General features: G+C 71.7%; 23 protein-coding genes. 11 read left to right on the top strand and 12 right to left on the bottom strand.

Annotation, left to right across the window (positions count from 1 at the left end):
* Position 1 precedes the first annotated feature (1 nt).
* Entirely contained in the window at positions 2-853 is an 852-nt protein-coding gene (locus ACIP4P_RS28235; RefSeq protein ID WP_400923112.1) for an alpha/beta fold hydrolase, read from the bottom strand.
* Between the two features lie 208 nt (positions 854-1,061).
* Between ACIP4P_RS28235 and ACIP4P_RS28230 the strand changes: the two genes are divergently transcribed.
* Positions 1,062-1,946 carry an NAD(P)H-binding protein gene (locus tag ACIP4P_RS28230; RefSeq protein WP_400923111.1) on the top strand — a complete coding sequence of 295 codons (885 nt, stop codon included), beginning with the start codon at positions 1,062-1,064 and terminating at the stop codon, positions 1,944-1,946.
* Positions 1,947-1,974: 28 nt separating this feature from the next.
* Here the strand turns inward: ACIP4P_RS28230 and ACIP4P_RS28225 are convergent, their stop codons facing one another.
* Complete coding sequence (locus ACIP4P_RS28225) at positions 1,975-2,472, bottom strand: GNAT family N-acetyltransferase (RefSeq protein WP_400923109.1); 498 nt, start codon at positions 2,470-2,472, stop codon at positions 1,975-1,977.
* A 4-nt stretch (positions 2,473-2,476) separates the two neighbouring features.
* Positions 2,477-3,337: a helix-turn-helix transcriptional regulator gene (locus ACIP4P_RS28220; protein ID WP_400923107.1), complete on the bottom strand. Its 861-nt coding sequence runs from the start codon at positions 3,335-3,337 to the stop codon at positions 2,477-2,479.
* Between the two features lie 140 nt (positions 3,338-3,477).
* Between ACIP4P_RS28220 and ACIP4P_RS28215 the strand changes: the two genes are divergently transcribed.
* Both ACIP4P_RS28215 and ACIP4P_RS28210 read left to right on the top strand, forming a co-directional pair.
* Entirely contained in the window at positions 3,478-4,257 is a 780-nt protein-coding gene (locus ACIP4P_RS28215; protein WP_400923103.1) for an NAD(P)H-dependent oxidoreductase, read from the top strand.
* Positions 4,258-4,378: 121 nt separating this feature from the next.
* Complete coding sequence (locus ACIP4P_RS28210) at positions 4,379-4,954, top strand: GNAT family N-acetyltransferase (RefSeq protein WP_400923099.1); 576 nt, start codon at positions 4,379-4,381, stop codon at positions 4,952-4,954.
* An 11-nt stretch (positions 4,955-4,965) separates the two neighbouring features.
* On the opposite strand, the gene ACIP4P_RS28205 is transcribed toward ACIP4P_RS28210, so the two are convergent.
* On the bottom strand, positions 4,966-5,394 hold the full coding sequence (locus tag ACIP4P_RS28205) for an ATP-binding protein (RefSeq protein WP_400923097.1): 429 nt from the start codon (positions 5,392-5,394) through the stop codon (positions 4,966-4,968).
* Between the two features lie 86 nt (positions 5,395-5,480).
* On the opposite strand from ACIP4P_RS28205, the gene ACIP4P_RS28200 reads away from it, so the two are divergent.
* The 3 genes from ACIP4P_RS28200 (at position 5,481) to ACIP4P_RS28190 (ending at position 7,962) form a co-directional block, all read left to right on the top strand.
* Positions 5,481-6,503 (top strand): helix-turn-helix domain-containing protein, encoded by a 1,023-nt coding sequence (locus ACIP4P_RS28200; protein ID WP_400923095.1) that lies wholly within the window; start codon positions 5,481-5,483, stop codon positions 6,501-6,503.
* Complete coding sequence (locus ACIP4P_RS28195; protein ID WP_400923093.1) at positions 6,466-6,600, top strand: DUF397 domain-containing protein; 135 nt, start codon at positions 6,466-6,468, stop codon at positions 6,598-6,600. The genes ACIP4P_RS28200 and ACIP4P_RS28195 overlap by 38 nt, the downstream gene beginning before the upstream one ends.
* Before the next feature lie 108 nt (positions 6,601-6,708).
* Complete coding sequence (locus ACIP4P_RS28190) at positions 6,709-7,962, top strand: hypothetical protein (protein WP_400923091.1); 1,254 nt, start codon at positions 6,709-6,711, stop codon at positions 7,960-7,962.
* 57 nt (positions 7,963-8,019) lie between these two features.
* On the opposite strand, the gene ACIP4P_RS28185 is transcribed toward ACIP4P_RS28190, so the two are convergent.
* The 6 genes from ACIP4P_RS28185 to ACIP4P_RS28160 all read right to left on the bottom strand — a co-directional run bounded on the left by ACIP4P_RS28185 (position 8,020) and on the right by ACIP4P_RS28160 (position 14,314).
* Positions 8,020-8,580, bottom strand: coding sequence for a hypothetical protein (locus ACIP4P_RS28185; RefSeq protein WP_400923089.1), 561 nt, complete (start codon positions 8,578-8,580; stop codon positions 8,020-8,022).
* Positions 8,581-9,079: 499 nt separating this feature from the next.
* Positions 9,080-9,931: a helix-turn-helix domain-containing protein gene (locus ACIP4P_RS28180; protein ID WP_400923087.1), complete on the bottom strand. Its 852-nt coding sequence runs from the start codon at positions 9,929-9,931 to the stop codon at positions 9,080-9,082.
* Between the two features lie 33 nt (positions 9,932-9,964).
* The gene (locus ACIP4P_RS28175) at positions 9,965-10,495 is read right to left on the bottom strand and encodes a DUF6879 family protein (RefSeq protein WP_350514729.1); all 531 of its coding nucleotides are present in this window, start codon (positions 10,493-10,495) and stop codon (positions 9,965-9,967) included.
* Positions 10,419-10,730, bottom strand: coding sequence for a hypothetical protein (locus tag ACIP4P_RS28170; RefSeq protein ID WP_350514728.1), 312 nt, complete (start codon positions 10,728-10,730; stop codon positions 10,419-10,421). The genes ACIP4P_RS28175 and ACIP4P_RS28170 overlap by 77 nt, the downstream gene beginning before the upstream one ends.
* A gap of 159 nt (positions 10,731-10,889) precedes the next feature.
* Positions 10,890-13,403: an ATP-dependent helicase HrpB gene (gene hrpB, locus ACIP4P_RS28165; protein WP_400923085.1), complete on the bottom strand. Its 2,514-nt coding sequence runs from the start codon at positions 13,401-13,403 to the stop codon at positions 10,890-10,892.
* A gap of 5 nt (positions 13,404-13,408) precedes the next feature.
* On the bottom strand, positions 13,409-14,314 hold the full coding sequence (locus ACIP4P_RS28160) for a class I SAM-dependent methyltransferase (protein WP_350514726.1): 906 nt from the start codon (positions 14,312-14,314) through the stop codon (positions 13,409-13,411).
* A 418-nt stretch (positions 14,315-14,732) separates the two neighbouring features.
* Here ACIP4P_RS28160 and rpsA point away from each other — a divergent pair, with 418 nt between their 5' ends.
* Positions 14,733-16,223, top strand: coding sequence for a 30S ribosomal protein S1 (gene rpsA / locus ACIP4P_RS28155; RefSeq protein WP_063347134.1), 1,491 nt, complete (start codon positions 14,733-14,735; stop codon positions 16,221-16,223).
* Between the two features lie 261 nt (positions 16,224-16,484).
* A complete protein-coding gene (locus tag ACIP4P_RS28150) occupies positions 16,485-18,692 on the top strand; it encodes an MMPL family transporter (protein WP_400923082.1) in 2,208 nt (735 codons plus the stop codon).
* A gap of 134 nt (positions 18,693-18,826) precedes the next feature.
* Here ACIP4P_RS28150 and ACIP4P_RS28145 read toward each other — a convergent pair whose 3' ends face one another.
* Entirely contained in the window at positions 18,827-19,258 is a 432-nt protein-coding gene (locus ACIP4P_RS28145) for a MarR family winged helix-turn-helix transcriptional regulator (RefSeq protein WP_400923080.1), read from the bottom strand.
* A 62-nt stretch (positions 19,259-19,320) separates the two neighbouring features.
* On the opposite strand from ACIP4P_RS28145, the gene ACIP4P_RS28140 reads away from it, so the two are divergent.
* Together ACIP4P_RS28140 and coaE are read left to right on the top strand one after the other, a co-directional pair.
* Positions 19,321-19,962 (top strand): MBL fold metallo-hydrolase, encoded by a 642-nt coding sequence (locus tag ACIP4P_RS28140; protein ID WP_400923078.1) that lies wholly within the window; start codon positions 19,321-19,323, stop codon positions 19,960-19,962.
* A gap of 108 nt (positions 19,963-20,070) precedes the next feature.
* Positions 20,071-20,676 (top strand): dephospho-CoA kinase, encoded by a 606-nt coding sequence (gene coaE / locus ACIP4P_RS28135; protein WP_400923076.1) that lies wholly within the window; start codon positions 20,071-20,073, stop codon positions 20,674-20,676.
* Between the two features lie 10 nt (positions 20,677-20,686).
* Here coaE and ACIP4P_RS28130 read toward each other — a convergent pair whose 3' ends face one another.
* Entirely contained in the window at positions 20,687-21,961 is a 1,275-nt protein-coding gene (locus tag ACIP4P_RS28130; RefSeq protein WP_400923074.1) for a sensor histidine kinase, read from the bottom strand.
* Positions 21,962-22,066: 105 nt separating this feature from the next.
* On the opposite strand from ACIP4P_RS28130, the gene ACIP4P_RS28125 reads away from it, so the two are divergent.
* Positions 22,067-22,606, top strand: coding sequence for a GNAT family N-acetyltransferase (locus ACIP4P_RS28125; RefSeq protein ID WP_400923072.1), 540 nt, complete (start codon positions 22,067-22,069; stop codon positions 22,604-22,606).
* The last annotated feature ends 15 nt before the right edge of the window (positions 22,607-22,621 follow it).

Raw genomic sequence — 22,621 nt, 5'->3', positions numbered from 1 at the left:
GTCAGCCCCCGAGGTGGGCCAGGAGCAGTGGCACGATCTGCTCGGCGTTGGCCTCCGGCAGCCAGTGGGTGGCGCCGTCCAGTGCCACGAAGCGGTACGGGGCGTTGATGTGCTTGGCCGTCAGCTCGGCGGCTTCGCGGCCGAGGGCGCGGTCCTCGGTGCCCCAGACGAAGAGGGTGCGGACGGTGATCTCGCCCGCCGGGATGCGGAGTTGCTCGTTGGTGGCCCGGTACCAGTTGAGCCCGCCGGTGAGCGCGCCCGGTTCGGTGAACCGGCGGACGTTGGCCTCGGCCTGCTCCTCCGGCAGCGCGCTGCGGTAGAGCGAGCGCAGTCGGGCCGCGTCGTCGGCCAGGAGGGACTGCTCGGCGACGTGGCCCGGGAGCCGGAACTCGTGGACGTACTGGGAGCGTTCGCTCTGGTCGCTGTCGTTGTTGAGGGCTTCGTAGAGCGCCTCGGGGTGCGGGGTGGAGAGTACGGCCAGGCTGTGCAGCCGCTCCGGGTGGGCGGAGGCCAGCGACCAGGCGACCAGGCCGCCCCAGTCGTGGGCGACCAGGTGGAAGCGCGGGGCGTCCAGGGCGTCGGCGAAGCCGAGGGCGTCCGCGACCAGCAGCTCGACGGTGTAGTCGGCGATGTCCGCGGGGCGGGCGTCGGGGGAGTAGCCGCGCTGGTCCACCGCCACCGCGCGGTAGCCGGCGGCGGCGAGTGCGGTCAGTTCGGCGCTCCAGCAGTCGGCGAACTCGGGGAATCCGTGCAGCAGCAGGACGAGTTCGCCGTCGGCGGGTCCGGCGGCAAGCGCGTCGAAGGTGTGCTCGCCGACGGTCAGGCGGAGGGGGGTGGGCTGGGTTATGGACATGGTTCATCTCCAGTCAGGTGACAGTGACGGTGACGCGTCAACAGGACGATGAGATCACAGAGAGGGGGCCGCAGGGCCGACTCCGGGTGTCCGGCGGGCGTGAAGTCCCGCACAGGACGTCGGCGGGGCCGACTTCTGGTGCGGGGGCGGGGCGAGATGAATGATTGACTGGGTTGTGTTTTTAACCGAGTAACGCTTTCATGGAGGTATGAATCGCCCAGACCTTCCCCCTGTGCTCGTCACCGGGGCGACCGGCCGGATCGGCCGCCTCGTCATCGACCGGCTCCTCGCCGAGGGTGTGCCGGTCCGCGCCCTCACCCGTCGCCCCGAGGCGGCGGTGACCCTGCCGGCCGGGGTCGAGACCTTCATCGGCGACCTCACCGTGCCCGAGTCGCTCGACCCGGCCCTGAACGGCGCCGGCGCGGCCTTCCTGGTCTGGACCGCCCCGCCGCAGACCGCCGCGGCGGTCGTCGAGCGGCTGGCGGCCCACGTACGACGGATCGTCTTCCTCTCCTCCCCGTTCCGGACGCCGCACCCCTTCTTCCAGCAGCCCAACCCCGCCTCGGCGCTGCACGCCGAGATCGAGCGGCTCATCGCGGCCACCGGGGTCGAGTCGACGATCATCCGGCCCGGGATGTTCGCATCGAACTCGCTGGCCTGGTGGGCGTCCGCGATCCGGCCGGGCCGGGCCGTCCGCTGGCCCTACGGCGCCGCCGCGACGGCACCCGTCGACGACCGCGACATCGCGGCCGTCGCAGCACTGACACTCCATCAGGACGGTTACGCGGGAGCCGACTTAGTCCTCACCGGCCCCGAGTCGCTGACCCAGGCCGAGCAGGTGGGCGTCATCGGCGACGCCCTGGGGCGCCGGATCGCCTTCGAGGAGATGACGCCGGACGAGTTCCGGAACCTGTCGCAGGGCACGGTGCCCGGCCCGGCCGTCGAGATGCTGCTCGCCGCGTGGAACGCGGCCGTCGGACGGCCCGCGTACGTGACCACCACGGTGGCCGACGTCCTCGGGACGGCGCCGCGGACGTTCCGCCAGTGGGCCGCCGACCATGCCGAGGCGTTCACGCCGGATTCGGAGGGTTAGGGCCTGTCCGGCGGCCTGGGCGCGGGGGTCAACAGCTGCGCTCGTACTCGACCTGGTCGAGGGGGTTCCCGTCGCCGAAGTCGTGGGGGCGGGTGGCGCCGGACTCGGTGAAGCCGCACTTGGTGTAGAAGCGGCGGGACTGCGGGGTGTCGCGCAGCGTCCAGAGGTGGACCCGGGCGTACCCGTCGTCGCGCAGGTGGCGCAGGGTCTCGGTCATCAGCGCCGGGGCGATGCCGCTGCCCCAGCTGTCGGGGTGGCTGTAGAAGGTGGTGAGCTCGGCGGTGCCCGGTCGGGTCGGGGACGGGCCGAAGGCGGACAGCGCCAGTGGGCGGCCGTCGCGTTCGGCCAGCAGGATCGTGGACGTCTTCTGCGCGGTCCTCTCGTGCCACCGTGTCCGCCTGCTCCGGACGGCGCGGGCGGCGAACTCCGGCTCGAAGAAGGGGGCGTAGGCCGCCTGCCATGCGGCGGCGTGGATCTCGCCGAGGACGTCCCCGTCGTCGTGGCCGGCGCGCCGCACTGTGAACATTCGGTCAGCCTAGCGGTGGCGGCGCGTCGATCCGGGAGTTCACCGTGGGACGTGCGGTATCGCTGTCCGCGCCCAGGCCGGCCAGCAGGCGCAGTCCGTCCTCGGCGGGGCTGCCGGGAGGGGCGGACATCACCAGGAGCTCGACGCCGGGTTCGCCCGGCAGCGCGAAGTTCTCCTGGTGCAGTTCCAGCAGTCCGACCAGGGGATGCCGGTACGCCTTGCGCCCGTGGGTGCGGGCGCGCACGTCCGCGCGGGCCCAGAGTCGGCGGAAGCGTTCGCTGCCCATCGCCAACTCACCGATGAGCGAGGCCAGTCGGGGGTCGTCGGGGTAGCGGCCGGCGGCCAGCCGCAGGTGTCCGACCACGTCGAGGGTGCAGTTCTCCCAGTCCGCGTAGAGGCCGCGCTCGGCCTCCTCCAGGAAGATGTGCCGGGCGGTGTTCAGGTCCGCCGGCGGGCGCCCGAGGAGGAGCCCGGCGAGGCGGTTGCCCGCGAGCACGTCCATCCGGTGGTTCATGATCAGCGCGGGTGCGTCGGCGACCAGGTCGAGGACGCGCAGCAGCTCCGGCCGGAGCCGGCCGCCCGGTGTCTTGGTGCGGCGGCGCTGCCGGGCGAGGCGGTGGAGGTGCCCGCGTTCGGTCTCGTCGAGGTCGAGGACCCGGGCGAGCGCGTCGAGGACCTGCTCGGACGGCTGGGTCGCGCGGCCCTGTTCCAGGCGCACGTAGTAGTCGACGCTGACGCCGGACAGGTGCGCGACCTCCTCGCGGCGCAGCCCCTCGACCCGGCGGCGGCTGTCGGTGGGGATGCCGACGACGGCCGGGTCGACCCGGGCGCGCCGGGTCCGCAGGAAGCCCGCGAGATCGTCCATGCCCCCAAGTATGGCTGCGGCCGCTCCCGGTGAGGGTGGTCCTGCTGATACCAGGAAGTCCCGTCCGACGGAGGCGGCGCCCCTGAAAGTCCGGCGCGGCGGCGGCCAGGATCGAAGGCAACCGATCCGAAGGAGTCCCCGTGAAGACGCTGATCGTCCACGCCCACCCCGAGCCGAAGTCGCTGAACAGCGCGCTGAAGGACCTCGCGGTCTCCACGCTGGAGGGCGCCGGGCACGAGGTGCGGGTGAGCGACCTGTACGCGATGAACTGGAAGGCGGTGGTGGACGCCGAGGACTTCGGCCCCGCGGCCTCCGGCCGGCTGAACGTGGCCCGGGACTCGGGCCGGGCCTTCGACACCGGGACGCTCACCCCGGACGTCCTCGCCGAGCAGGAGAAGCTGCTCTGGGCCGACACGATCATCTTCCAGTTCCCGCTGTGGTGGTACTCGATGCCCGCGATCCTCAAGGGCTGGGTGGACCGGGTGTTCACCTTCCACTTCGCGTACGGCGTCGGCGAGCACAGCGACACCAAGTACGGCGAGCGCTACGGCGAAGGCACCCTCGCCGGCCGCCGGGCCCTGGTCTCGGTGACCACCGGTGGCCCGGCCTCGCACTACGCCGCTCGCGGGATCAGCGGCCCCATCGACGACCTGCTGTTCCCGTTCCAGCACGGCGTCCTCTACTACCCGGGCATCGAGGTGCTGCCCCCGTTCGTGCTGCACCGCACCGACCGGATGACCGAGGAGGAGTACGCGGCCGCCGCCGAGGCCTGGAAGCAGCGCCTGCTCACCCTGGAGACGACCGAGCCGATCGCCTTCCGGCGGCAGAACTTCGGCGACTACGAGATCCCCTCGCTGCACCTGAAGGAGGGGCTGGAGCCCGCGGGTCGCACGGGTTTCGGGCTGCACGTGCGCGGCTGAGGGCGGGCGGACGGCTGAGGTGTTGCGCAGGAAGTCGGCGGGGCCGACTTCCTGCGCTCGCGTGGTGGCGGCGAGCGGAAATCCGTTGCCGCACGCCGGACGGGCTGCTCGAATCGCAGACGTGGACATCTACCTGGAAACCCGGCGGATGACGCTCCGTCGCTTCACCGGGGCGGACGTCGACGCCCTGGCCGCCCTGCACGGTCACCCCGAGGTGATGCGGTACATCGACGACGGCCGCCCGGTGCCCAGGGCCGACGTCGAGCAGCGCCAACTCCCGCGCATCCTCGACGAGTACGCCGAACTTCCGAGCGGTCAGGGCTGCTTCGCGGCGGTGGAGAAGTCGACCGGGGCGTTCCTGGGCTGGTTCGAGCTCCGGCCCGCGTACAGCGTCGGCATGAACGGTGGGACGGAGCTGGGATATCGGCTGCTGCCGTCCGTCTGGGGCCTGGGCTATGCCACCGAGGGTGCACGGGCATTGGTGCGCCACGCGTTCACCGAGCTGGCGGTGGACCGGATCGTGGCCACCACGATGACGGTCAACACGGCTTCGAGGCGGGTGATGGAGAAGGCCGGCCTGTCCTTGGTCCGCACCTTCTTCGAGGACTGGGACGAGCCGATCGAGGGCGCTGAGCACGGTGATGTGGAGTACGCGGTCACCCGCGAGGCCTGGCTCCGGGGACACGGTGACCGGTAGGGGGCGCGCTTTCAGACGAGGGCGGGGGAGAAGGAAGGCGCGATGAGAGCCCAGACGAACTTGCCGATGCCGCCCGCGCGGGGGCAGCAACCCCAGCGTTCGGCGAGCTCGTTGACGAGGAACAGCCCGCGCCCGTGCTCGTCGTCCGGGGTGGCGGAGCGGACGGAGGGCCGCCCGGTGCCGGCGTCGTGGACTTCGAGGCGGAGGCGGTTGCCGACGAGGGCGAAGCGGACCTCGACCAGGCGGTCGTCGGGGGCGGCGGAGTGCTGGACGGCGTTGGCGAAGAGTTCGCCGAGGAGGAGTTCGGCGATGTCGCGGTAGCGGTCGCCGCTGGGGAGCGCGGCGAGGTACGCGCGGAGCAAGTGCCGGGCGAGGGGGGTGGATTCGACGCACGAGTCGAGGCGGGCGGCGAACGCGCGGGGGCGGCGGGAATCGGGCATGGCGGAGTTCCTCGGGGGGCGGATGGGGGAGCGTGAGGGTAGCGCGCAATCACGCTATGCATGCAGATGATTGCGTTCCGACATCAATGATCGACCGCTGGGGCTACGGTGACGACCAAAACGGGGTGCGGGGATCCGTAGCACCTGAGGGGATCGGGATGGCACATCGGCGGTTGGAGAACGGGCTCACGTCGAGTCCGGCGGTGATGTTCGGTGAAGCGCTCCGCTTCGCTCGTGAGCAGGCCGGCCTCAAACAGGAAGACCTGGGCAGGCTGCTGCACTGCCACCGAACGGTGATCACCCGCTACGAGGGTGGCAAGCGGCCCATGGATCGGGACACGGTGGAGAGGGTCGACGAGCTGCTCGCCATGGGGGGCTTGTTGGTGCGCCTGTGGGAGCGGGTGGACTGGGATGCGGACATCGAGCACCCGGACTGGTTTCAGAAGTACGTCGAGCTTGAAGAGGAGGCTGTGGCGGTCCGAGTGCTCCAGTACATGCGGATCAATGGCCTGCTCCAAAGCGAGGAGTATGCCTACGAGATCTTTCGCCTCGGAGACGCGCGGAACAATCCGCAATGGTTGGCCGAACGGGTGGCGGCTCGACTGAGTCGCCAGGATCGCTTCCTGGCCGACGACGGACCGTCAATGATCGTGATCCTCCATGAGAGCGCGATCCGGAGCGTCATCGGCGGGCCGGGCGTCATGAGAAGGCAGATGGAGCATCTCCTCTCGGTGGGAGAGCGGGCGAACGTGGTCATCCAGGTGGCACCGTTCGCGTTCAGAGCGCGGAAGTTGCCGACCACGTCCGTGGTTCTGCTGGAGATGCCTGACAGGAAGGAGTGGGTCTACTCGGAGAGCCTCTATCGGGGGCACTTCAGCGACGCTCCTGAGGTCGTACAGGAGAGCCGCCGGGACTTCGATCTCGTGAGAGGGGCGGTACTCTCGATGGACGACTCCCACGGCCTAATCGCCGAAGCGATGGAGGAATACCGATATGCAGAACGCCGAGCTGAGCGGGGCGTTGTGGCGGAAGAGCAGCTACAGCGGGGACAACGCGGGCGAGTGCATCGAGGTGGCCCCCGGGTTCCCCGGCCTCGTCCCCGTGCGTGACTCCAAGGACCCCCACGGCCCGGCCCTCCTCTTCCCGGCCTCCGCCTGGTCCTCCTTCCTCTCCGGCATCCAAGCCGGTGACTTCCCCGAGAGCTGATCGGCGACCGGGGGCGCGTAGCTTTCCGTACGCGCCCTTTGGTCAGGGGAAACGCTGCCCGGTCCCTACGCTGAGTGCCGGCCCGCCAGCCTCCTCGAAGGACCGCCCATGCGTCGTTCCCGTCTCGTGCTGTCCCTGGCCCTGTCCGCCGTGACCGCCTCCGCCCTGGTCGCCGCCGATGCCGCGCCGGACGAAGAACCCGTCCGCTCCGTCAGCCTGCCGGTGCTCCGCGACCCGCAGGCCCAAACCAAGCTCCACCGCATGACGGACCCGGTGCAGGACTGGGTGGAGTCCGGCGCCCCGGCGGCCGACGGCTACGCCGGGACGGTGATCGACGCCTCCGACCAGCACGCCGACCTCTACTGGAAGGGCGAGGCCCCGGCCGAGGTCCGGACGCTCCTCGACGCGAACGCCAACCCCGGCTACACCGTCGACATCCACCGGAGCCCCTACTCCCGTACGGAGATGCGCGCCGCGATCGACCGGTTCACCGCCGCCGTGGCCCCCGAGGAGTGGACCTCGATCGGCCCCCAGGAGGACGGCGCCGCCATCGCGATCACCTACGAACCGACGAAGGCGACCCGGCTGACCGGCGGCGCCACGACCGAGCAGGCCTACGCCCGGAAGGCCGCCGAGCTCGCCGGAATGCCGGTGACGGCCACCGTCGCAGACATCCCGACCCCACTGTCCGGCAGCCGGCACTCCGACAGCGCGCCGTACTACGCGGGCGCCGAGGTCAACACCGGTAAAGCCGCGTTCTGCTCCACCGCGTTCAGCGGCTGGAAGGACCGGACGAAGGTACTGCTGACCGCCGCCCACTGCGGCAACGGTCGGTACTACAACGGCACCGGCGGCTACATCGGCGACCTGTACGCGATCGGCGACGGGCTGGACGTCGGCATGATCGCCATCAACGGCAACGGCGCCGGCCGGTTCTACGACGGCGCCTGGTCGGACAGCAGCGGCTCCTCCCGACACACCTACGGCGCCGGGCGCAACAACGTCGGCGACCTCGTCTGCCTCAGCGGCGCCCAGTCGGGCTGGAAGTGCGACATCGAGGTCAAGAGGGTCGACGTCGAGACGACCAACGACGAGGGCACGAGGATCAAGCCGGTGGACGTCGCGGAGTCCAAGGGCGGCGACCGGCGGGCGATCGGCGCCAAGGGCGACAGCGGCGGCCCCGCGCTGGCCAACCCCTCCGGCGCGAACGGCGACATGGAGGCCCGTGGCGTGATCGTCGCCGGGCAGTCGGAGGTCGGCTGCCCGGCCGGTTCGACGGCACACTCGACCACCTGCTACGCGCAGGTGATGTACGTGCCGATGACGCCCGTGGTGAACCAGATGGGCTTCTCGATCTCGTGACGGGCGTCAACGGCGTGCGGCAGTGCGGTAGATGGGATCCATCGCCCCTGGCGGGCGCTACGGTTCCATCCGGCGGGCGTACACGCCCTCGGTGAGCGGAGCGAAGCCGTGCCCCTCCCATGCCCTCCGGAGCTTCGCCATCGCCTCCTCGTCCGGTCGCCGGACTTCCGGGTCGTCCGACTCGTACGAACACGGCTCGTCCGGCCCGTGGTCGTGGATCGGTGCCGGGTAGCAGACGGCGAGTGTGCCGGGTACGGCGAACCGGCGCAGCGCCTCGACGGCCAGGCGCATCCCGACACCCTTCCCCCGCCATTCGGCCGACACCTCGACGGACTCCAGCAGGAGCAGCAGCGAAGGGCGCAACTCGGCGACCACCGGGGCGAGTCCGCCGTCCTCGGTGAAGATCACGCGCGGAATGCGGTCGAGCAGGCCGGGGTCCTGGCCCAGGGCTTCGGAAGGGTTCGGTGTGACGCCGGGGATGACGCGGGTGATGTCGGCGGTGCCGAAGACCTTGCCGCCGTTCTCGTAGAAGCTGGCTCGCCAGCGGTCCGCCTTCTCCGACCAGTCGACGTCGGCGAAGTGGCGAGACGCGTACGAGATGACGAGGCGATCGGCCATCGGTGCTCTCCCTCGGAAGCGGAGGGCAGGCCCCCCCTCGCATGCGAGCGGGGGCCTGCCGGTGTGTCGGGTGTCGCTCTACTGGGACGGCGGGGTCGGCTCCGGGGCGGGCTTGCCCGCGTGCTTCGGCGGGGGCTTCTCGTTGCCCTTGTGCTTGGACACGATGCTCTCGATGCGCATGGCTGACTCCTCCTACTCGGCGGGGACGGTCGCGGTGCAGTCGGGGCCGGGCGGCAACTGCGGCGGCCGCTCGGGCGGGATGTAGCGCATACTGATGCCTCCTCACACTGGGGACCGGTCACCGGAAGGCGCCCGGACCGTTCGGTGTTGCGGACCCCGCTCCGACCGTTCGAGCTGTCCAGGTCCGCCGGTCGGGGCGGGGCTTATGGGCGCGTCGAGACCGTCATGGGCTCGGCGCCACAGTGGTGATGACCTGCCATCAGGACGTTAGGGCCGCCGGAACCGCAAACCCAACGAGATTGCGAGAAGTTGCGCGACGTCACTCCAGGGCGGCGATCGCGTCACCGATCAGCATCCGTGCCTTGGCACCGAACAAGGCCATGCCGTGCAGCTCGGCGAAGGTGTCCAAATACTGGCGTACCTCATTCGGTGCGGTCACGTTGACTGCGGCCGTGACGAGTTCGACTTGCACGCGGGATTCGTCGTAGACCCGGAAGGACTCCACGGGCCACAGGGTCCGGCGGGCGGCGAACGGGATCACTCCCAGGCTGACACGGGGCAGGGACATCACGGTGAGCAGGTGGCCGAGCTGACCGGCCATGGCCTCGGCATCACCGAGTCGGTACCTCAGAACCGACTCCTCAAGGAGGAACAGGAACCGGTGCATGCCCCGGTGGATGATGCCGGCCCGCTCCACCTTCGTTGCGATCGCTTGTTCCATGTCCTCCTCGGAGTGGCTTGTTCCGGCCGACCTCGACATGATCGCTCGCACATACGCGGACGTCTGGAGAACCCCGGGGATCACGTCCGACGTGTAGAACCGGAACAGCTGCGTCTGTTCGTACAGAGCGGCATAGGACTCCTGGAGATTCCGGAGTCCTGCCGACTTCAACCGTTTCCACTCGACGTACATGGACTCGACGGAGCGGGATGCGGCGATCAGGTCGGCTACCTGATCCTCGGCACCGCACGCGACGCACCATGTTCGGATGTCCGCCTCTGACGGCGCGGCCTTGCCGTCCTGGATGCGCGAGGTCTTGGCCGGGTGCCACCCGCAACGTGCCGACAGCTCGCGGCCGTTCAGCCGGGCATCCCGGCGGAGGTTCTGGAGACGAACAGCGAGCGCCCTGCGGGCTGCCTGGGCGCTGGACGACGCGGAAGCTGGCGACATCGGCGGGCGATCCGGTGATCGTGACGGTAGCCGTCAGACGGAGAAACTCTCGTGCGGGACAGCCCGCTCCCACACCGCCTCGAACGCCGTGGAGCACAACTTCACCACGTCGGGCTCATGCCGCAGCTCCTTGGGCGGCTCGGCCCAGTTTCCCACCCCCGTGAAGTGGTTGAACTGGACGAGCTTGCCATCGAACACCCAGAAGTCGTTACCCGGCAGCGCGATGTCGGACGCCAGCCGACGCGGGAGCCAACGCACCAGCTCACCGGACGCGAGGTTGACATTCGTACCGCCGTGTTCATACCGGATGTAGTCCGTCACCGGTTCCGAGACGATGCGCGCACGCCGGATGACCACACCACGGTCGACCGTAGCGCGGATCATCTGCACCCAGTCACGCCAGTAGTCCGAGTTCGGGTCGTTGTCCCGCTCTCCGGTGCGGAGCCAGCGAGCGAAGCCCGACGACTCGTCTCCGACGCCGTAGGCGTCACGCATCTCCAGGTGCACCGCTGACGTCTTCGCCTCCCGAAGAAGCGTCGCGAAGTCCGGCACGTTCGATTGCATCGCACGCCTTCCTGATGAGCGGGATCATGCTCGCGGGAATGCTGATCACAGACTCGTGGTCAGGCACACCGACCACGTGACCGGCGACCCACTCGGTCTCGTCGACCTCGGCGAACTCGTCCCCGATGACGGTGTCGCTCTGGATGACGAGCCGACGATCGGTCAGGTTCGCCCACACGGTAGGCGAACCCTCCTTCTCGGTGTCGGGGTCGATTCCGAAGAACTCTAGGCTCATGACCAAGTCTCCTGTCATGCCGCTCGCGGAATCCTGCGTGCCTACGGACTTTCATCGTGTCGCGAACAGTGAGTACCCGTCTGCCTTTCGGGTAACTCGGCGGAGCGCCGGCCAGTCCTCGGTCAGGAGGTCACCGGCTGGTGACCGTGCCACCGGGACTCACTTCCGGGTGTTGGTGCGCTTTGTGGGCTCGGCGGTCGTCGGGTCCTCGGGCCAGGGATGGCGGGGGTAGCGGCCCCGTAGATCCGCGCGGACGGCTCGGTATCCCTCGCGCCAGAAGGACGCCAGGTCTCCCGTGACGGCGGCGGGGCGGCCTGCCGGGGACAGCAGGTGGATGGTGAGTGGGACGTGGCCGCCGGCCAGGGCGGGAGCTGCTGCCCAGCCGAAGAGTTCCTGCAACTTGACTGCCAGCACCGGGCGTTCCGTCGAGTAGTCGACTCGTATCTTCGAGCCGGACGGGACGGTGATGCGCTCGGGGGCGAGCTCGTCCAAGCGGCCGGCCTCGCCGGTCGCCCACGGCAGGAGGCGTTGCAGGGCCGAGGTGGTGTCGATCCTGGCGAGGTCGCTACGGCGGCGAGCGCGGGAGAGTTCGGGCTCCAGCCACTCCTCAGCCCTCGACAGCAGTGCCTCGTCGCTGACGTCGGGCCAGGGGTCTCCAAGGGCCGTGTGGAGGAAGGCGAGACGCTCGCGGAGGCCGGGGGAGGGCCAGGTCAGGACCGTACTGATGCCCTCGCGGGTGAGGCCTTCGACCAACGCAGCGCGGACGAGGGTTGAGTCAGGCCGCTTGAGGGGTTTCTCCGCCAGTTCGATGGCGCCGAGGGCCTCGACCTGGCGGGAGACGACCTCGCCCCTGCGGGTGTCCCAGTGGACTTCCTCGCGCGACGTGGCCAGGGCGGCCCCGGCGAGCAGGGCGGTGGACTCGTCCAGCGCCGCCGCGTGCAGGATCCGCGCCGAGTGCGACCCCGCCTGCCGGTCGGCGACCGCGACGGCGAGCCAGGGCACGGCGCCGAGCCGGGTGTCGGGGGCGAGTTCGGCGGCCGTCCCCGAGGCCATCAGGTACGGGCTGCGCTCGCCGGGAGCGGGCCGCTCGACCCGGGCGCGGGCGATGCGTTCCGGGAAGGCGAGGGCGACGACGAGGCCGACGGCGACGGCCTCGGGGAGCTGAGTGGCGGGCTCGTCGGAGGTGGCACGCTGCAGGCGGCGGACTTCGTCGCGCCAGCGCCCGGCATACGGGTCGCTGCTCGAACGGACCGTCCGCCAGACCGCGTTGAGGTCGTCCCCCAGTGCACGCGGCGGCTCCTCGGAGAGCAGGGCGACCACTTCGGCGGCCCGCCGCGCGCCGACGGCCGCCGCGCCGTCGACCAGGGCGCGCCCCAACCGGGGATGCAGTCCCGTACGGGCGAGGCGGACACCGCGATCGGTGGCCCGGCCGTCCGGCGAGACCGCGCCCAGGGCCACCAGGGTCTGCCGGGCCGCCGCCATCGCCCCTGCGGGCGGGGCGTCGGGCAGGGCGAGCCCGCTGGCGTCCGGGTCGCCCCAGCACGAAGCCTGGAGGGCGAACGACGTCAGGTCGGCGAGGGCGATCTCCGGCGTCGGGAAGCGCGCCGCCCGGGCGTCCTCCGCCTCGTGCCAGCAGCGGTACACCGTTCCCGGGGCTTCGCGCCCGGCACGGCCCGCACGCTGCCGGGCGGCGGCCAGCGAGGCCCGTACGGTGACCAGCCCGGCGAGCCCGCGGGCGTGGTCGGTGCGGGGTTCGCGGGCGAGCCCGGCGTCGACCACGACCCGGACGCCGGGCACGGTGAGCGAGGACTCGGCGACGGCCGTCGCCAGGACCACCCGCCGCGCGGCGGACGGCGTCAGGGCCGCGTCCTGCACGGACTGCGGGGCGCGGCCGTGGAGTTGCAGGACGTCCACCGGCAGGCCGCCCAACTGGCCGGCGACGCGGGCGATTTCGCCGACGCCCGGGAGGAAGCAGAGGACATCGCCGGACTGTTCGTCCAACGCCCGCCGCACCACCGCCGCGACGTGGTCGAGCAGCGCCGGGTCGACCCGCGTCCCGTGCGCGGGCCGGACGGCACGTGGCGGCGGTGCCCAGACCACGTCCACCGGGTGGGACACCCCGTGCGCTTCCACCACCGGTGCCCCGCCGAGGAGTTCGGCCCAGGCCTCGGTGTCGGAGGTGGCCGAGGCGCAGACCAGTCGCAGTTCGGGCCGCAGGGCCGCCCGGACGTCCAGCAGGAAGGCGAGTGCGGTGTCGGCGTCCAGATGCCGTTCGTGGCACTCGTCCAGGACGACGACGTCGACGCCCGGCAACTCCTGGTCGCGCTGCAGCCGTTGGAGCAGTACCCCGGTGGTGACCACCTCGACCACGGTCGAGGCCCCGACCCGCCGGTCCCCGCGCACGGTGTAGCCGACCTGCCCGCCGACGGTCTCGCCGAGCAGCCAGGCCATCCGCCGGGCGGCCGCCCGGACGGCGAGCCGGCGCGGTTCGGCGACCAGGACCCGCCGGACCGGACGGCCGTCGGACAGCAACCCCGCCAGCGCGAGCGGCACCAGCGTCGTCTTGCCCGTCCCGGGCGGCGCGGCCAGGACGGCGGCACCGTCCCCGTCCAGCGCCTCGTGCAGCGCGGGCAGGGCGGTGCGGACGGGCAGTTCGCGCCAGGCGGGGTGCACGGGGCTCAGCCCCGCTCGGTGACGAAGATCGCCGTGCCGGGGATCAGTCGCCCGCGCAGCGGGGACCAGCCGCCCCACTCCTGCTCCAGCCCGGCCGGCCACTCCGGCTCGACCAGGTCGACCAGACGGAAGCCGGCGGCGACGAGTTCGCGGACCCGGTCGCCGAGGGTGCGGTGGTGCTCGACGTAGGTGGCGTCGCCGTTCTCGTCCTGCTCGACGTACGGGGTGCGGTCGAAGTAGGAGGACATCGCGGTGAGCCCCTCGACGCCGGGCTCGTCGGGGAAGGCCCAGCGGATCGGGTGGGTGACCGAGAACACCCAGCGCCCGCCGGGCCGCAGCACCCGGTGCACCTCGCGCATCAGCCGCTCGGTGTCGGCGCTGAACGGCACGGCCCCGTACGCGGAGCAGGCGAGGTCGAAGGAGCCGTCGGCGAAGGGCAGTACCGCGGCGTCGGCCTGGACGACGGCGACGGGTGCCACGCCCCGGCCGAGGTCGATCCGGCGGGAGTGCTGGAGCTGGCGGTAGGAGATGTCCAGGGCGACGGGGCGGGCGCCCTGGGCGGCCAGCCAGCGGGAGCACTGGGCGGCGCCGGCGCCGATCTCCAGGACGTCCCGGCCGTCGACCGGCCCGAGCAGGCGGGCGTCCGCCTCGTCCAGGCCCTCGGGGCACCAGGTGAAGCGGTCGTCGCCGAGGAACTCCCCGTGTTCGTCCTGGTACTCGTCGGCGTTGCGGTCCCACCAGTGCCGGCTGGCCCGGCTGCTCTCCCCGACGCCGGCCTCGCGCCGGAGCGCGTCGTCGCCGTCGTCCTCCGCCTCGGCTTCCAGTTCCCCGACTTCCAGGGCCTCCGGGTCGGAGGTGACAAGATCGTGGAGGTTCGACTGGGGGGTGGTGGCCACGGTGACAATGCCCATCGCGTAGGGTATGGAGTGCGGAAGCGCCGCTGCCGCGAACCGGCCCTCTCGGGGACGGATCCTGGCGGTGGCATCCGGGGACTGGGGCCCCTTCGAATCGGCACCGCGAGGTGCGCAATCGGAGGATATGGCCTGATCCGTACCGGGCTCCACCGTCTTGCCTCTTCTGGCGTTGACCGTGCCTGGCCGTCCCCGTATGCTACAAGTTGCGCTGCGGGCCTGCGCGCCTCGGACGGAGCAGGTCGCGCTCGCATCTGTCGAAGACCCCACGGTCGCAAGACGGACGCCGGTTTCCCCGTTGTTCACGGGATCATCGGTGCGCCGTGTTCTTGGCTGTCCGGCTTTCGGTGGGAGCGATACGGGCCCTCCGCGTGGCATTACCTACGACTTTCATGTCCGTACCGGAGCCCTTTTCCTAATGACGAGCCCCACCGACTCCTCCCTCAGCACCACCCCGCAGGTCGCGGTCAACGACATCGGCGACGCGGAGGCCTTCCTCGCCGCGATCGACGAGACCATCAAGTACTTCAACGATGGCGACATCGTCGAGGGCGTCATCGTGAAGGTCGACCGTGACGAGGTCCTCCTCGACATCGGTTACAAGACCGAGGGCGTCATCCCGTCCCGCGAGCTCTCGATCAAGCACGACGTCGACCCGCACGAGGTCGTCGCCGTGGGCGACAACATCGAGGCCCTGGTTCTCCAGAAGGAGGACAAGGAGGGTCGTCTCATCCTGTCCAAGAAGCGCGCTCAGTACGAGCGTGCCTGGGGCACGATCGAGAAGATCAAGGAAGAGGACGGCATCGTCACCGGTACCGTCATCGAGGTCGTCAAGGGTGGTCTCATCCTCGACATCGGCCTCCGTGGCTTCCTCCCGGCCTCGCTCGTCGAGATGCGTCGCGTCCGCGACCTCCAGCCCTACGTGGGCAAGGAGCTCGAGGCCAAGATCATCGAGCTGGACAAGAACCGCAACAACGTGGTCCTGTCCCGCCGTGCCTGGCTGGAGCAGACCCAGAGCGAGGTCCGCCAGACCTTCCTCACCACCCTGCAGAAGGGCCAGGTGCGCTCCGGCGTCGTCTCCTCGATCGTCAACTTCGGTGCCTTCGTGGACCTGGGTGGCGTCGACGGCCTGGTGCACGTCTCCGAGCTGTCCTGGAAGCACATCGACCACCCGTCCGAGGTTGTCGAGGTCGGCCAGGAGGTCACCGTCGAGGTTCTCGACGTTGACATGGACCGCGAGCGCGTCTCCCTGTCGCTGAAGGCGACCCAGGAGGACCCGTGGCAGCAGTTCGCCCGTACCCACCAGATCGGCCAGGTCGTTCCGGGTAAGGTCACCAAGCTGGTTCCGTTCGGTGCGTTCGTCCGCGTGGACGAGGGCATCGAGGGTCTGGTCCACATCTCCGAGCTGGCCGAGCGCCACGTCGAGATCCCGGAGCAGGTCGTCCAGGTCGGCGACGAGATCTTCGTCAAGGTCATCGACATCGACCTCGAGCGTCGCCGCATCAGCCTGTCGCTGAAGCAGGCCAACGAGGCCCTGGGTGCCAACCCGGCCGAGGTCGAGTTCGACCCGACCCTGTACGGCATGGCCGCCTCGTACGACGACCAGGGCAACTACATCTACCCCGAGGGCTTCGACCCCGAGGCGAACGACTGGCTGGCCGGCTTCGAGAAGCAGCGTGAGGAGTGGGAGCGCCAGTACGCCGAGGCGCAGTCCCGCTTCGAGCAGCACCAGGCCCAGGTCATCAAGAGCCGCGAGGCCGACGCCGAGGCCGCTGCCGAGGGTGGCGACGCCGTCGCCGCTGCCGCCGGTGGCTCCTACTCGTCCAGCAGCGACGAGGGCTCGGGCGCCCTGGCCTCCGACGAGGCCCTGGCCGCCCTGCGCGAGAAGCTGGCCGGTGGCCAGAGCTGAAGCTCTCGCCCCCCGCTAGCTGACAGCTAGGGAACGGGCCCCATCCGGATCTTCCGGATGGGGCCCGTTTCGTGTTGTCCGGGCGCCTGCTTCGTGTTGTCCGGACACCTTGTCCGGGCACCCGCCCCGGCGGCCTTCGTTTTCCGGTTTGACTTATGTATGGTTTATGTGTAGGGAAATGTGAGATGAGGCTCATTGCCCTGCTATAGGCCGGAGTTCGGCTTGCACCTAGATTGAGGGGAGCTGCCCGAAAGGCTCCTCATGCGCAACCCCACCTCCGTCGGCCCCACCGCTGTGGTCGGCGGCCGGCTGGCCGCGATCGGCCGGTTCTGCTTCCGCCACCGCCGCTGGGTGCTCGGTTTCTGGGCCGTGGTCCTGGTGGCCGGGGTGCTGATCGGCGGCCGGGTCTTCGAGGGCTCGGTGGCCGGGGCCTCCTCCGCGACCGCCGAGGCGGACCGGGGCGGTGCCGTGGTCGCCGCGGCGGATCCGGTCAAGGGCACGGTGACCGCGGTAGTGGACGGCAGGCCGGTGGACGATCCGGCCGTCCGGGCCGCCGTCCAGCGGGCCACCGCCGAGATCACCGCGCTGCCCGGGGTGGCCGGCACCCAGGACGCGTACGGCACCGGGCCCGGCCCGGCCGCGCTGCGGGCCCCCGACGGGACGGCGAGCCTGGTCAGCGTGCGGATGGCCGACACCGCGACCTCCGCCCAGACCGACGCGGTCACCCATCGGCTCGCCGCGCTGAACGGAGCGGGCGGGGCGCACGTGACCGTCGGCGGGGACCTCGTGCTCCAGCAGGAGGTCAAGAAGCAGACCGAACAGGACACCCGCTTCGGCGAGATGGTGACGCTGCCGCTCACCCTGGTCGTCATGGTGCTGGTCTTCGGCGGCCTCGCCGCGGCCTCGCTGCCGGTGATCGGGGCGGTCGCCTCGGTGGGCGGGGCCCTGCTGGCGATGTTCGGTTTCAGCCGGATCATGGACATCGACACCAGCGTGCTGCCGATCGCCACCGTGCTGGGGCTGGGGCTGTCGATCGACTACGCGCTGCTGATGGTGAATCGTTTCCGCGAGGAACGGGGCCATGGCGCGGGCATCGCCGCCGCCGTCGAGCGCACCGCCGCGACCGCCGGGCGCACCGTCGCCTTCTCCGGGCTGACCGTGGCCGTGGCGCTGTCCGGCCTGTTCGTCTTCACCAGCCCGGTGCTGGGCGCGGTCGCCGCGGCCGGGGTGAGCGTGGTGGTGATCGCGGTCGCCGCCGCGCTCACCCTGATCCCCGCGCTGCTCGGCTTCGCGGGCGGCCGGATCAAGGCGCCCAGCGCGCCCGTGCCCGACGAGGGCTTCTTCAGCCGGACCGTCCGCCGGGTCCGCAAGCGGGCGGTGCTGGTCACCCTCGCCTGCGTGGGACTGCTGATGGCGGCCGGGGCACCGTTCCTGCACGCCGAGATGCGCAGCTCCGGCGCCGCCGTGCTGCCCGCCTCCTCGGCCGGGCGGCAGGTCGCCGAGGCGATCGACCACCGCTTCCCGCAGGTCGCGGCCGCGCCGATCACGGTGGTGGTCGAGGGCGGGGCGCCGGTGGCGCAGGCGTACGCGGACGACGTGGTCGCCAAGCTGCCCGGGGTGAGCGGGGTGCGGGCGGTCACGCCGATCGGCGACGGGGTGTCGACGGTGGACGTGCTGGTCCCCGGGGATCCGCAGGGCGCCGAGGCCAAGCGGGTGGTGGACGAGCTGCGGGCCGACCGGGGCGGGCTGACGACGTACGTCACCGGTGGCGCGGCCTCGGTGGTGGACTTCCAGGACGAGCTGCTGTCGCGCGGGCCGTGGGCGCTCGGCCTGGTGGCGGCCGGGACGCTGGTGCTGCTGTTCCTGATGACCGGCTCGGTGGTGATGCCGGTCAAGGCGCTGCTGATGAACCTGCTCTCGCTCGGGGCCTCGCTGGGGGCGCTGACCCTGGTGTTCCAGGACGGCTGGTTCAGCGGGCTGCTCGGGTTCAGCCCGACCGGCGGGCTGGAGACCTTCATCCCGGTGCTGGTCTTCGCGTTCGCCTTCGGGCTGTCGATGGACTACGAGGTGTTCCTGCTCGCCCGGATCAAGGAGCTGACCGCGCGCGGGCACGGCTGCGTCCGGGCGGTGGAGCTGGGCGTCCAGCGCAGCGGTCGGATCATCACCTCGGCGGCGCTGCTGATGGTGATCGTCTTCGCCGGCTTCGCGCTCGGGGACATGCTCATGGTCAAGCAGATGGGCATCGCGCTGGCCGTCGCGGTCGCGGTGGACGCCACCCTGGTGCGGTGCCTGCTGGTGCCCGCGGCGATGAGCCTGTTCGGCGAGTTCAACTGGTGGGCGCCGGCTCCGCTGCGGAGGCTGCACCGGCGGTTCGGGCTGAGCGAGCACGTCGACCTGCCGGAGCTCGGGCGGCCGGGGATTCCGGTGCCGCGGCCGGAGGCGGCGGAGCCGGACCTCGTGAAGGCCTGACCGGTGCGGTGAAAGGCCTGGCCGGTCTGGTGAAAGGCCGGACCGGTCTGGTGAAAGGCCGGACCGGTCCGGTGAAAGGCCGGACCGGTCAGGTGAGAAAGGCCTGACCGCCTGGTCGCCGCCCCGGACGGGGCTCAGGCCAGGCGGCCCAACAGGGCCACGGCGGTGCGGAGTTGGTCCCGCTCGGTGGCGGACAGCCGGGACTCGATGGCGGTCGCGATGTGGTGCTCGCGGCGGGCCCGCTGGTCGAGCAGGGCGGTGCGGCCGGCCCCGGTGGCGGCGATCAGCTGCTTGCGGCCGTCGGTGGGGTGCGGCTGCTGGGCGACCAGGCCGGCCTCGGTCATCAGCGCGACGGTGCGGGCCATCGACTGGTGGCGCACCCGGCGGCGGTCGGCGAGCTCGGCGACGGTGTAGGAGCGTTCGTCGCGGACCAGCAGGCCGAGCACGGCGGCCTGGTTGGGCGGCAGGTCGTCGCTGTCGCGCAGGGTCCGGACCAGGCTGCCGAGGGCGGTGCGCAGGTCGGCGGCGAGGTCCAGGGTGTCCGGGTGCGGGGCGTTGCTGGTCATGGGAGCAGTGTATCCGGAAGGTGTGCAGCAAAACTGTACAGTTGTGCTGTATGGTTTTGGACATGCGAATCACCAAGTTCGGACACGCCTGCGTACGCATCCAGCACCACGGGACCACCGTCGTCGTCGACCCGGGGGCCTTCACCGACCCCGCTGCACTGGCCGGGGCGGACGCCGTCCTGATCACCCACGAGCACATGGACCACTTCGAGGAGTCCCGGCTGCGCGCCGCGCTGGAGGCCGACCCGGCGGTGCGGGTCTGGACCAACGACGCGGTCGCCGCCCAGCTGGAGGGCCTCGGGCAGCGGGTCACCGTGGTCGGCGAGGGCGACGCCTTCGAGGTCGGCGGGATCGACGTCTCGGTGCACGGCGAGTGGCACGCGGTGATCCACCCGGACGTGCCGCTGGTGAAGAACATCGGCTTCCTGTTCGACGGCCGGCTGTTCCACCCCGGCGACTCCTTCACCGTGCCGCCGCACACCGTGGACACCCTGCTGCTGCCGCTCGCCGGGCCGTGGAGCAAGGCCGGTGAGGTGATCGACTACGTCCGGGAGGCGGGCGCGCGCCAGGCGGTGCCGGTGCACGAGGCGACGCTCAGCCCGATCGGACAGATGGTGGCCACCCGGCTGCTCGGGCCGGACGGGCCGGGCGTCGGCTCCGAGCTGGTGGTGCTGGGCGAGGGCGAGGACCTGGACCTGGGCTGAGCGGCCCAGATCGGACGGGCCCGAGGGGTCGGGGCGGACGGGCCTTGAGGGGTCGGGGCCGAGGGGTCGGGGCTGACGCCGCCGAGTCGGCGCCGGTAGCCTGACGCCATGCTGAAGATCGGACTGACGGGCGGGATCGGCGCGGGCAAGAGCGAGGTGTCCCGGCTGTTCGCCGCGCGCGGCGCGGTGATCGTGGACTCCGACCTGATCGCCCGCGAGGTGGTCGCCCCCGGGACGGACGGTCTGGCGGCCGTGGTCGCCGAGTTCGGCCCGCAGGTGCTGCGGGAGGACGGCGCGCTGGACCGTCCGGCCCTCGGGGCGATCGTGTTCGCCGACCCGGAGAAGCTCCGGGTGCTGAACGCGATCGTCCACCCGCTGGTGCGGGCCCGCTCCGCCGAGCTGGAGGCGGCCGCCGCCCCCGACGCCGTCGTGGTGCACGACGTGCCGCTGCTCGCCGAGAACGGGCTGGCCCCGCTGTTCGACCTGGTCGTGGTCGTCGACGCGGACGACGCGGTGCGGGTGGACCGGCTGGTGCGGCTGCGCGGGATGGCCGAGGAGGAGGCCCGGGCCCGGATGGCCGCGCAGGCCGCGCGGGCGGACCGGCTGGCGATCGCCGACCTGGTGATCGACAACGGCGGGGCACTGGAGGCGCTGGCGGCGCGGGTCGACGAGGTGTGGGCGGAGCTGGTGAAGCGGGCGGCGGCCGGCTCCTAGGACGGTTCGCTCAGGCAGCGGTGAGCGGCAGTCGGGCCCGGACGGCGAAGCCGCCCTCGGGCGTCGGCCCGGCGTGCAGGGTGCCGCCGAGGTCGTCGGCGCGGGTGCGCATGCCGACCAGGCCGTGTCCCCCGGAGGGCAGTTCCGGCTCCGGGGCGGTGGTTCCGCCCGGTCCGGTCGCTTCGGCCGTGCCGTGCGTTCCGGTGGTTCCGTGCGTTCCGGTGGTTCCGTGCGTTCCGGCGGTCTCGGTGGGGGAGTTGACCACGGCCAGCCGCAGCCCGTCCGGTTCGACCGCGACGGTGACGGCGACCTCGGCGGCCGGGGCGTGCTTGTGCGCGTTGGTCAGCGCCTCCTGGACGATCCGGTAGGCCGCGTACTGCACCTTCGGGCCGGGCGCGGGCAGCCCGTCGTCCGGGCCGGTGACGGTCAGGCCCACCGCCAGCCCGGCCTGCCGGGACTCCTCGACCAGGGTCGGCAGGCCGCGCAGCGAGGGCGCCTGGTCGGAGGCCGGGGTCAACACGCCGAGCAGGCCGCGCAGTTCGGTGAGCGCCTGGAGGCCCAGGGCGCGGATCAGGCCGAGGGTCACCCCGACGGCGGCCGGGTCCCCGGCCTGGGCGACCTGCCCGGCGCCCGCGTGCAGGGTGATCAGCGAGACCCGGTTGGACACCACGTCGTGCATCTCCCGGGCGAGCCGGGCGCGTTCGGCGGCCGCGGCCCGCTCCTCGGCGTGCAGCCGGGCCTCCACCAGCAGCCGGTTGCGCTCGGCCAGCAGCCGGGCGCGTTCGGCGAGCACCCGGACGGTGCGGCCGCGTTGGTGGGCGGTCAGCCCCAGGGCGAGCGGGACGGCGCCGAACACCAGGGGGTCCTCGACCAGGTTGGCCAGCGCCGAGGGGTTGCTGATGTCGCCGAGGTCGAAGGGGACGAACAGTCGGAGCTCGGCCAGCACCGCCAGGACGTACAGCAGCGGGCCGGCGCCGCGCCGGATGGCCAGCCCGTACAGCGCGAAGGCGAGCGGGAGTTGGCCGCTCAGCAGGGTGGCCGCGGCGGTCGCCGCCGGGAAGCGGCTGCGGAAGGCGAGCGCGCAGGCGCCGAACGCCATCAGGGCGGCGTTCGTCCCGGGCGAGGCGGTGGGGCCGAAGTCCGGGTCGTGCGCGGCCAGCGGGACGAGCAGCAGCAGGACCACGGCGGTCGGCGCCAGGACCCGGACCGGGCGGGGCAGGCGCAGCAGGGGGCCGGGCAGCGGTGCGGTGAGGTCGTCGGCCGGCTGGTCGGTGGGCTGGCGCATGAGGGGAATGTTTCCACACGTCCGAGGAACGGGCTGATCATGTGACCGATCCGCTGGCCGGGAGGGGACTTGGAGGCCGTTCGGCTGGGCATGGAGCATGGAGTGATGAATGATCGTTTTTCTGTTGAGCCACTGCCCGTCGAGCGCCTGGAGACGTACTCCCGTGCCGAACAGGAGGAGATCCTCGGCGCCGGCGAGGACCCGTACGGCGTCGCCTACACCGGGCTGAGCTTCCGTTCCAAGGACGTGCACTTCGGCATCCGGGCCGCCGACGGCCGGCTCGTCGCCCACACCGGGCTGCTCCCGATCCCGCTCACCGTCGGCGGCACCGACCTGGAGGCGATCGGCGTCGGCGGGGTCTGCGTCGCCGCCGAGCGGCGCGGCGAGGGCCTGGCGCACGCCGTGGTGGAGACCGCCCTGGAGCACGGGCGCGCGCTCGGCTTCCGCTACGCGCTGCTGTTCTGCCGTCCGCCGCTGGCCGCGTTCTACCGGGGGCTCGGCTTCCGCGAGGTGGCCGAGGAGGTGACGGTCGAGCAGCCGGAGGGGCGGCTCGCCGTCATGCCGCTGCGCACCATGTGGCGGGCGCTGGCGGAGGGCGCCGGGTGGCCGGAGGGGCCGGTGCGGCTGCGGTCGTTGCCGATGTGACGCCTGCTCGCGGGG

The sequence above is a fragment of the Kitasatospora sp. NPDC089509 genome, from assembly GCF_044749365.1.
Taxonomy (GTDB): Bacteria; Actinomycetota; Actinomycetes; order Streptomycetales; family Streptomycetaceae; genus Kitasatospora.
Note: the sequence above shows the minus strand (reverse complement) of the source record. Positions and strands in the feature narration are given on the sequence as shown.